This is a genomic window from Candidatus Aquicultor secundus, from assembly GCF_002791875.1.
GTDB lineage: Bacteria > Actinomycetota > Aquicultoria > Aquicultorales > Aquicultoraceae > Aquicultor_A > Aquicultor_A secundus.
The window spans coordinates 1-8,541 of sequence record NZ_PFNG01000047.1 but is presented as its reverse complement, the minus strand read 5'-3'; the positions used below and the strand labels follow the sequence as shown (position 1 = coordinate 8,541).

Below are 8,541 nucleotides of genomic sequence, written 5' to 3'. Positions count from 1 at the left end.
TGGAGAACCTTTATCAAGTGGATGCGGTCGTTATGACGGCTGCGGTCGCCGACTTCAGACCGTCGTCCTCAGGCATCGAGAAGATAAAAAAAGAGCGAATGCCAAAGAGCATCGAGCTTGAGCTTAACCCGGATATCCTGCAGGCGGTCTCCAAGAAAAAGGGGAACAAGCTGGTAGTCGGCTTTGCCGCCGAGTCGGAGAACATCATCGAGAACGCAACTAAAAAGATTAAGAAAAAAGATATCGACCTCATCGTCGCTAACGACATAGCGAGCCCCGGTGTTGGGTTCGGCAGTGACCTTAACCTCGCAGTCCTCATAAACAAAAAAGGCCCGGTAGGGGACCTTATAACCTATAAAAAAACCGAACTGGCTGAGAAAATCCTTGATTGGGTTGCCGCTCACATTGCCGTATCCTCAATTTCGTCGTAAGCGCAGACACAATTTCTACCCGAACCTTTTGCCAGATAAAGTGCTATATCCGCTTTATCGATGAGCCCAAGCGGGTCGCGTGTGTCGTCCGGGAAGCCGGCGATTCCAATACTTACGGTAATGCGGCCGAGCGGTTGCGTGTGCGCATCGGGGAACTCGGTGTTTTCTATCATGCGCCTGATGCGTTCGGCAAAATCAAACGCGTTTTGCTTGTTTGTCTTGGGGCAGACAATCGTGAACTCTTCGCCACCATACCTGGAAACGATATCGTATGTCCTGCTTACCTTCTTTAACAGAGCGGCAAGCTGTTTTAAAACCTCGTTGCCTTTTACATGCCCGTGCGTGTCGTTGTACTGCTTAAAATTATCGATATCCATGATTATAAAAGAGAGGGGCTCCTGATAACGCTTTGCCCTGCTAAGCTCGGTTAAAAGCTGTTGCACGAGGTACCTGTGGTTGTAGAGCTGCGTGAGGTCGTCGGTGATCGAGAGCAGTCTTGTTTCCTCAAGAAGCTTCGCTTTCTCGATTGCCATGGCCGCATATGTCGACAACAGCGAGATGATAGAGATATCGTGCTCGGTAAAGTCCCTTGGGTTGAAGTCGTCGACATAGATGATTCCGACTACCTTTTCATCCAGCGTCAGCGCACAGGCGATAAGCGACTTTACCCCCTCGCTCACCAACTCTGGGTTATGGAACTCCGGGTGGTTATCCATATTGGATATAGTCACCGGGCCCTTGTGGTTCAGGATATAGTTAGTGAGGCCGTTTTCTCTCGGCTTCCAGCTTTTCTGGATTGCAATGCCGCTTCTAAAGCCGGTTGAGGCCGAAAAATACATTTCGTCCGGCTCCTCGTCGTAAATCGCAAGACTGCTGGCCGGTGCATTGGTGAGTACCGTTGCCTGCTCGACAATCTTTTGCGAGACTTCGGCGAGGTCTTTAGCGGAAGAGAGGCTGATACCGATCTCGTAAAGAGACCAGTGCTCTCGAGTTAGCTTATCAATAAGGTCGTAAGTGCTCCTGCTTTCAGATTGAAGAAGACGGCAGAGCAGCTTCGCGGTCGAGCGGTCGATAACATCGACGCCGACGGGTTTGCGATCGCAGTTTTTCTTGCCGACACCGTCCGGTTCGGACAGGTCGACGATCAAGTCAATATCGGTTTTTTCTGAGAGGTCGCCGCAATCGTGAACGATGGGGATGTTAAATGCTTCTGCAAGTTCGATTGATTCTTCGTCGTAGGGTTCGATTACAATGCCGAGTATTTCGATTGATGTCGTTTCCGCCAGCGTCTGCAGCGTAGAAGTCTCGTTTCTACCTCCGCCAATAATAATGATTTTCATAGTATTAAGACAATAATCATAAAATTAACCACCTGACAGGGTTTGATATCGACAGTATTCGGGGATAACTTTAGTTGTTCAGAAGCCCTGGCTGTTGCTTGACTTCAGGTGGTTTTATCTGCTAATCTGCTAGTAGAAACGCATTAAGCCAAGCACATTGACAACCGCCGGCAGGCGGCATACATATCGGCTCTTATCCAGAGAGGTGGAGGGACTGGCCCTGTGAAGCCTCGGCAACCTGGAAACGGGTTCGTAAGCGTAATCCGTTTTTAAGGTGCTAACTCCTGCAGACTGGGAAGGCATCGCCTTTCCGCAAAAGGTTTCTGAAAGATGAGAGAAGGTTTATAAAGTTAAGAATGTAAACCCTCGTGCTCTTTCAGGCCGAGGGTTTTTTTATTAGAAAAAAGGGGGTAGTAAGTTGTCTAGTAAGAGGTATTTGGTAACATCGGAATCGGTGACGGAGGGACATCCGGATAAAATCGCGGATCAGATATCCGACGGTATCCTTGATGCCATCTACAAGGATGATCCGATGGCGCGAGTTGCCGTTGAGACGCTGGTAACGACGGGGTTGGTTGTTGTGGCCGGCGAGGTCACGACAAGCACATATGTGGATATCCCGAGCGTGGTCAGGTCGATCATCCGCGATGTGGGCTACACCAGGGCGAAGTTTGGCTTTGATTGTGACACCTGCGGTATTATGACGAGCATCGACCCGCAATCACCCGATATCGCCCAGGGCGTCGACAATGCCTATGAGAACCGTGTTGTTGGTGCCGATGAGGATTTGGATAAACAGGGCGCCGGCGATCAGGGCATGATGTTTGGATATGCCTGCAACGAGACACCCGAGCTAATGCCGATGCCGATTCTGCTTGCGCATAAGCTTGCATATAAGTTGTCGGAGGTCAGGAAATCCGGCCAGCTGCCGTACCTGCGCCCGGATGGTAAAACCCAGGTGACGATAGCATATGAAGACGGTAGGCCGGTTGGGGTAGATACTATCATTATCTCGACACAGCATGCCCCGAATATCGACATAGACGGAGAACTCAGGCCCGCACTCATCGAGAAAGTCATAAAGCCGACCGTGCCGGCTGAGTTGATCAACTACGACACGGTTAAAATCCTGGTTAACCCAACCGGAAAATTTGAGATAGGCGGTCCGCAGGGCGATACGGGGCTTACCGGTCGCAAGATCATCGTAGATACCTATGGAGGTCTTGGTCGCCACGGCGGCGGCGCGTTCTCCGGAAAAGACCCGACAAAAGTTGACCGCTCGGCGGCATATGCCGCAAGGTACGTTGCAAAGAACGTCGTAGCTGCGGGCCTCGCGGAGCGTTGCGAGGTGCAAATCGCCTACGCGATCGGTGTTTCTCGCCCGGTCTCCATCATGGTCGAGACTTTTGGTACCGAGAAACTCCCGACCGAAGAGATAGAAGCGCTCATAGGCAAGCACTTCGACCTAAGGCCTGCGGCAATCATCCGCGACCTCGATCTCAGGCGCCCGATTTACAGGAAGACGGCGGCTTACGGTCACTTCGGCCGCGAGGATGCGGACTTTACCTGGGAGAAAACCGATAAAGCCGCTATTCTTAGAGAAGAAGCGGGCTTGAAGGATTTGGATGAGGAACTTACAACCCTGGGATAGGTATGTCTGTTATTACTGAAGTCATCGTTGACCTTCCGGTAAGAGAAGTCGATCGTATCTTTGATTACCTTGTTCCGCCAGTGCTTGCCTCGAAAATTAGCGTTGGCTCGGTGGTGTTAATCCCCTTTGGAAGAACGAGACAGATCGGCTACGTGGTCGGTTTTACCGACACCTCGGAGGCAAAAAAGCTCGTTTCGATTGAGGCGGTTCTTAACGAGCGCCCGGTTTTTGATGAGCGCATGGTCGATGTGTGCCGCTGGATCGCCAAACATTATCTTTCGACGTTGGGCGAGGCGTTAAAGCTTGCCATCCCACCCGGTCGCGGAAGCAAGATTATCCAATTGATCAGAATTGCGGGCGCCGCGCCGGTGAATGTGACTCCGCGACAATCCGAAATCATCGACGCATTAAAGGACCTGGGCGGGGAGGCCCCGATCGAAGCTTTAAAGTCAGCGACCGGCGGTAAGGATATCTCGTCGGTTGTAAGCAAACTGCAAGCGCTGGGCCTTGTTGAGCGCATTTACGAGATCGAGCAACCAAAGGTTAAGGAATATACGGCACGCTATGCGGTTCTTGTTGCGCAGAGCAATGATCGGGCCGAATCTGCAACGGCCGAATTCAAGCGTGCGCCGAAGCAGCGGCAGATATATGAGGCACTTGTCATGTGCGGTTCGCGGCAGGTGGCAAAGCTGCTGGCGGATTCACAGGCCCCGCATTCGTCGCTGCAGGCGCTGGTCGAGCGCGGCCTGGTGCGGATTGAAGAACGTGTGGTTAACAGGGAGCCCGAGCAATACTTCTTCCATAAGGATACGACCTTCGAGCTTACCGACGAGCAGGAGGGCGCGCTTTCCGCGATTCTGCCCGCCATCGATAAAGGATCGAGCGATGTATTTCTGCTTCAGGGTGTTACCGGAAGCGGTAAGACGGAGGTCTATCTGCGTGCGATTCAGCGCGTGCTCGAACAGGGTAAAGGGGCTATCGTTTTGGTTCCGGAGATCGCGCTTACCGCACAGGTGGTCGCCAGGTTCAAGGCGAGGTTTGGCGAAAATGTCGCAATCTTGCACAGCGGCCTCGGAGGGGGCGAGCGGTTCGACCAGTGGCGGGGCATCCAGGAAGGCAGGTACCGCGTTGTGGTCGGCGCCCGCTCGGCGGTATTTGCCCCGATTTCCAACCTTGGCGTCATCGTCGTGGACGAGGAGCACGAGGCCAGCTACAAGCAGGGTAGAAACCCCAGGTATAACGCGCGAGATGTTGCGATAAAGCGGGCCGAGGTTGAAGGCGCCTGCGCCATCCTTGGAAGCGCTACCCCGTCCCTAGAATCCAAATGGCGCTCGGAGAATGACATCTACCGGCCGCTTTTTTTGCGAAGGCGCATCCAAAAACGGCAACTGCCGCGCATCGAGATCGTCGATATGCGCGACGAGCCGTTCCAAAAAATACGCCCTATCTTTAGCGGGCTTTTAGTAAATAGACTCAACGCAACCCTGGGTGCCGGCGGCAAAGCGATTCTTTTCCTGAACCGCAGGGGATTCTCTAATTTCATAATTTGCCAGGATTGCGGGTTTGTGCCAAAGTGCCGTAACTGTTCTGTTTCGCTTACCTACCACTCCGTTAATCACAGCCTGCGCTGCCATCACTGTAACTTTGCGACAAGGGCGCCGGATACGTGCCCGAAATGCGGGGGCAGTGAAATTAATTATCCGGGAGTCGGGACCCAGCGCGTCGAGGGCGAACTCGACCGTCTGTACCCGGGTGTGCCGGTTATCAGGATGGACGCCGACACCACGTCCCGTAAAGGCGCCCACCAGAAGCGCCTGGCGATGTTTCAAAACGAGAAGTCGGCGATTCTTCTCGGAACGCAGATGATCGCCAAAGGACTGGATTTTCCCGAGGTCACCCTGGTCGGGGTTATCAACGCCGACACATCCATCCACTTGCCGGATTTTCGCGCCGCCGAGCACACGTTTCAGCTTCTCATGCAGGTAGCCGGTCGCGCCGGGCGTGGCGAGCAACCGGGCCGCGTCGTAATCCAGACACATACGCCCGAAAGCTATCCTCTCCAGGCCGTGTTAACAGCAGGATACGACGAGTTCTACCAGACGGAAATCGAGTTCCGCCGGGAACTCAATTATCCCCCGTTTTCAACCATCGTCAGAATGCTCTTTTCGGGCGCCGAGCCCGAACCGGTAGTAGGCCTTGCCAAACGGGCCGCCAAGATCATAGCCGCGGCGGGCCTTGATGAGGCCGCCGATATCGTGGGGCCATCGCCGGCCCCGCTCCTTAAGGTCAAGGGCGACTATCGCTGGCACATATTACTGAAGGTCCGTGACGACTTGACAATAAAAAGCTTTTTGGAAGATAATTTTCGTCGATTCGTTCCTGAAAAGTATCAAAACGTAGTAATCTTATCTATAGATGTAGACCCCGTTTGGGTACTCTAAAAGAAGCGTTCAGCATTCAGTTATCAACTAGAGCAGTGAGTCTAGATGCGGGTTTAGAGTAGGCAGTAAGCAGTAGGCAGTAAGCACAGATAGTGCGCATCGGGACCATGGTACTGCTGGAAACCGGAGAGGCAGTAAGTAAGCAGTAAGCACTAAGCAGTATAAGGGTTGAGCCTGTGGGTTTATAAAAGTACTCCTAGGTGTCATTCTGAAGGAGCGAAGCGACTGAAGAATCTTGGATGCAGTCTCTTTGTTAATAAGCAAAAGAGTCTAAGCTTAGATAAAGCATCCTTATGTATAATGGTTTTAGCTGAAGTCTGGATCATGCTGAATGCTGATAGCTATAAAAGAAGAAGGTTTAGCTGACAGTTGAGTGCTGAAAGCTATACATAAAGAAGGGTGAAATTTAGACATGGCGGTTTTGCCGATTAGGAAATTTCCCGATCCGGTGCTGAGAGAGAAGACGTTGCCGGTAGAGAAAATAGATGATGAGCTGCATAAATTAATAAAGAACATGGCCGACACGATGTACGCCGCGCCGGGGGTCGGGCTTGCCGCAAACCAGGTCGGAATTCTAAAGAGCGTAGTCGTCGTCGATATCGATGAGGGCCTGATGGTATTCCTGAACCCCGAAATTACCTGGTATGGTAATGAGACCGAGGAGGGGGAAGAAGGATGCCTCAGCGTTTATCCCCAGGAGATTCAGGTAATGATCCCGCGGTCGACAAAGATACGATTTAAGGCCAAGAATGAAAAAGGCGAGCCGGTCGAGTTCGAAGCCGAAGGGCTTCTTGCACGTGCGCTCCAGCATGAGGTGGACCACATACATGGTATCCTCATCCTGGATAGGACGAGCCCGGAGGAACGCCGCCGGGCCTTAAAGGATCTGGCGGGGAAGACGCTGGTATAAAGTACGAAAGGTAACGATGCGCGCATTTTTCATGGGTACACCGCAGCTTGCGGTCCCGGTTTTAAAGAGGATTGTCGATTCAGAGCATGAGGTGGTTCTCGTTGTGAGCCAACCCGATAAACGCTCCGGCCGCCGGCAGAAAATCGGCGCTCCCCCCATTAAGCTTCTAGCGCTTGAAGAGGGCATTCCCCTCGTCCAACCCGTAACCTTAAAAGACGACCGGTTCAGGATACAGATGGAAGAGCTACAGCCGGATATCGGTGTGGTGTTCGCTTACGGCAAAATCATTCCCCAATGGCTTATCGATATTCCGAAATACGGGGTTATCAACGTGCACGCATCGCTGCTTCCCAGATGGCGCGGCGCCGCCCCGATCCAGCGCGCGATAATGGAAGGCGATACGGTGACCGGTGTCACCATAATGCAGCTTGTCCGGGAACTCGACGCGGGCGATATCCTCCTGCAGCAGGAAATCGAAATCGAGCCGCAGGATACCGCGGAAACTCTGGCTTTGCGGATGTCTACCGTCGGCGCTAATCTTATAATCAAAGCGCTTGCCAGGATAGAAAGCGGCACCATCCAACCCACAAAGCAGAACCCGGCGGAAATTACCTATGCCGGTAAAATAGATGATGAAGACCTCGAGATAAGCTGGGCAAAACCGGCCGAGGCAATTTTCAACCAGATAAGAGGTCTCAACCCAAAGCCCGGCGCCCACACCCATTTCGACGACACGTTGCTTAAGGTCTGGTGGGCGGCAAAAGCCCCGCAGGTTATCCCGGACACCGCCCAGGCGGAGCCCGGCACGATTATCCATATCGATAAACATACCGGTCCCTACGTCGCCACCGGAACCGAGCCGTTACTCCTCGTCGAGGTCCAGCCCGCCAATAAGAAGAAGATAAGCGGTGCGGAATTTATGCGCGGCTATCGTCTCAAAGTCGGCGACAGGTTGGGAACAGTGGTTCGCAGCCAAGGGCTCGGGGATTAGCCAATGGCGAAGACGGCGCGCGAAATCGCACTTGAAGTCATCCATCGCGTCCATAAAACGGGCAGCTATGCCAACCTTCTTCTCCCAAAAAAGCTACGAGAAAGCGACCTCGACAGGCGGGATAAAGCCTTTACCACCGAGCTTACCTACGGTACCTTGAGGGCAAAAGGGACGCTCGACTGGATCATACAGCAGTTCTCAAAACAGAAGCCGGATAAAATCCCCGATCTTGTGCTCGATCTTACCCGAATGTCCGTCTACCAGATCATGTATATGGATGTACCCGACCATGCATCGGTCAACGAGGCGGTTCTTATCGCAAAGAAGAATTTCCATCCGGGCATATCCAAATTCGTCAACGGTCTCTTACGTACAATAGCGCGTGAAAAAGATAATCTACCCTGGCCGGATAAGGAAAAAGACCCGGCCAGGTATATATCGCTTAAATATTTTCATCCCCCTTGGATTGTTAAGATGTGGATTGAAGAATTCGGCATCGAGCAGACCGAAGCCCTCTGCGAGGCGGATAACCGCCCGCCCAAGCTTGTGATCAGGGTGAATACGCTCAAGATAACCCCCGAGAAGCTAACCGATGAACTCAAGGAGGCGGGCTGGCAGGTGGAGCCTGGCATGTATATGCCGGAAGCCCTGGTAGCGAAGGATGCTGGGGATATCACACGCGTGCCGCAATTTAAAGAAGGCCAGTTTTATGCCCAGGACGAAAGCTCGATGATAATCGCCCACGTGGTCGACCCCCAGCCCGGCGAGACGATCCTC

Annotated in this window: 7 protein-coding genes and 1 riboswitch; of the genes, 6 read left to right on the top strand and 1 reads right to left on the bottom strand. The window is 52.9% G+C overall.

What is annotated here, in order from left to right; translation table 11 throughout:
• Positions 1-431, top strand: a 431-nt coding sequence (locus COY37_RS02000; protein ID WP_286975780.1) for a phosphopantothenoylcysteine decarboxylase domain-containing protein, incomplete at its 5' end; no start/stop codon positions are given.
• Here the strand turns inward: COY37_RS02000 and COY37_RS01995 are convergent.
• On the bottom strand, positions 401-1,771 hold the full coding sequence (locus COY37_RS01995) for a sensor domain-containing diguanylate cyclase (protein WP_286678463.1): 1,371 nt from the start codon (positions 1,769-1,771) through the stop codon (positions 401-403). The two genes, COY37_RS02000 and COY37_RS01995, sit on opposite strands and share 31 nt — an antisense overlap.
• 190 nt (positions 1,772-1,961) lie before the next feature.
• A riboswitch (SAM riboswitch) is annotated at positions 1,962-2,108 on the top strand.
• An 81-nt stretch (positions 2,109-2,189) separates the two neighbouring features.
• Between COY37_RS01995 and metK the strand changes: the two genes are divergently transcribed.
• The 5 genes from metK to COY37_RS01970 all read left to right on the top strand — a co-directional run.
• Entirely contained in the window at positions 2,190-3,422 is a 1,233-nt protein-coding gene (metK, locus tag COY37_RS01990; protein WP_286678462.1) for a methionine adenosyltransferase, read from the top strand.
• 2 nt (positions 3,423-3,424) lie between these two features.
• Complete coding sequence (gene priA / locus COY37_RS01985; protein WP_286678461.1) at positions 3,425-5,863, top strand: primosomal protein N'; 2,439 nt, start codon at positions 3,425-3,427, stop codon at positions 5,861-5,863.
• Between the two features lie 412 nt (positions 5,864-6,275).
• Complete coding sequence (gene def / locus COY37_RS01980) at positions 6,276-6,773, top strand: peptide deformylase (protein WP_286678460.1); 498 nt, start codon at positions 6,276-6,278, stop codon at positions 6,771-6,773.
• 16 nt (positions 6,774-6,789) lie between these two features.
• On the top strand, positions 6,790-7,764 hold the full coding sequence (fmt, locus tag COY37_RS01975) for a methionyl-tRNA formyltransferase (RefSeq protein ID WP_286678459.1): 975 nt from the start codon (positions 6,790-6,792) through the stop codon (positions 7,762-7,764).
• Positions 7,765-7,767: 3 nt separating this feature from the next.
• A partial coding sequence (locus COY37_RS01970; protein WP_286975775.1) for a transcription antitermination factor NusB occupies positions 7,768-8,541 on the top strand: 774 nt, incomplete at its 3' end.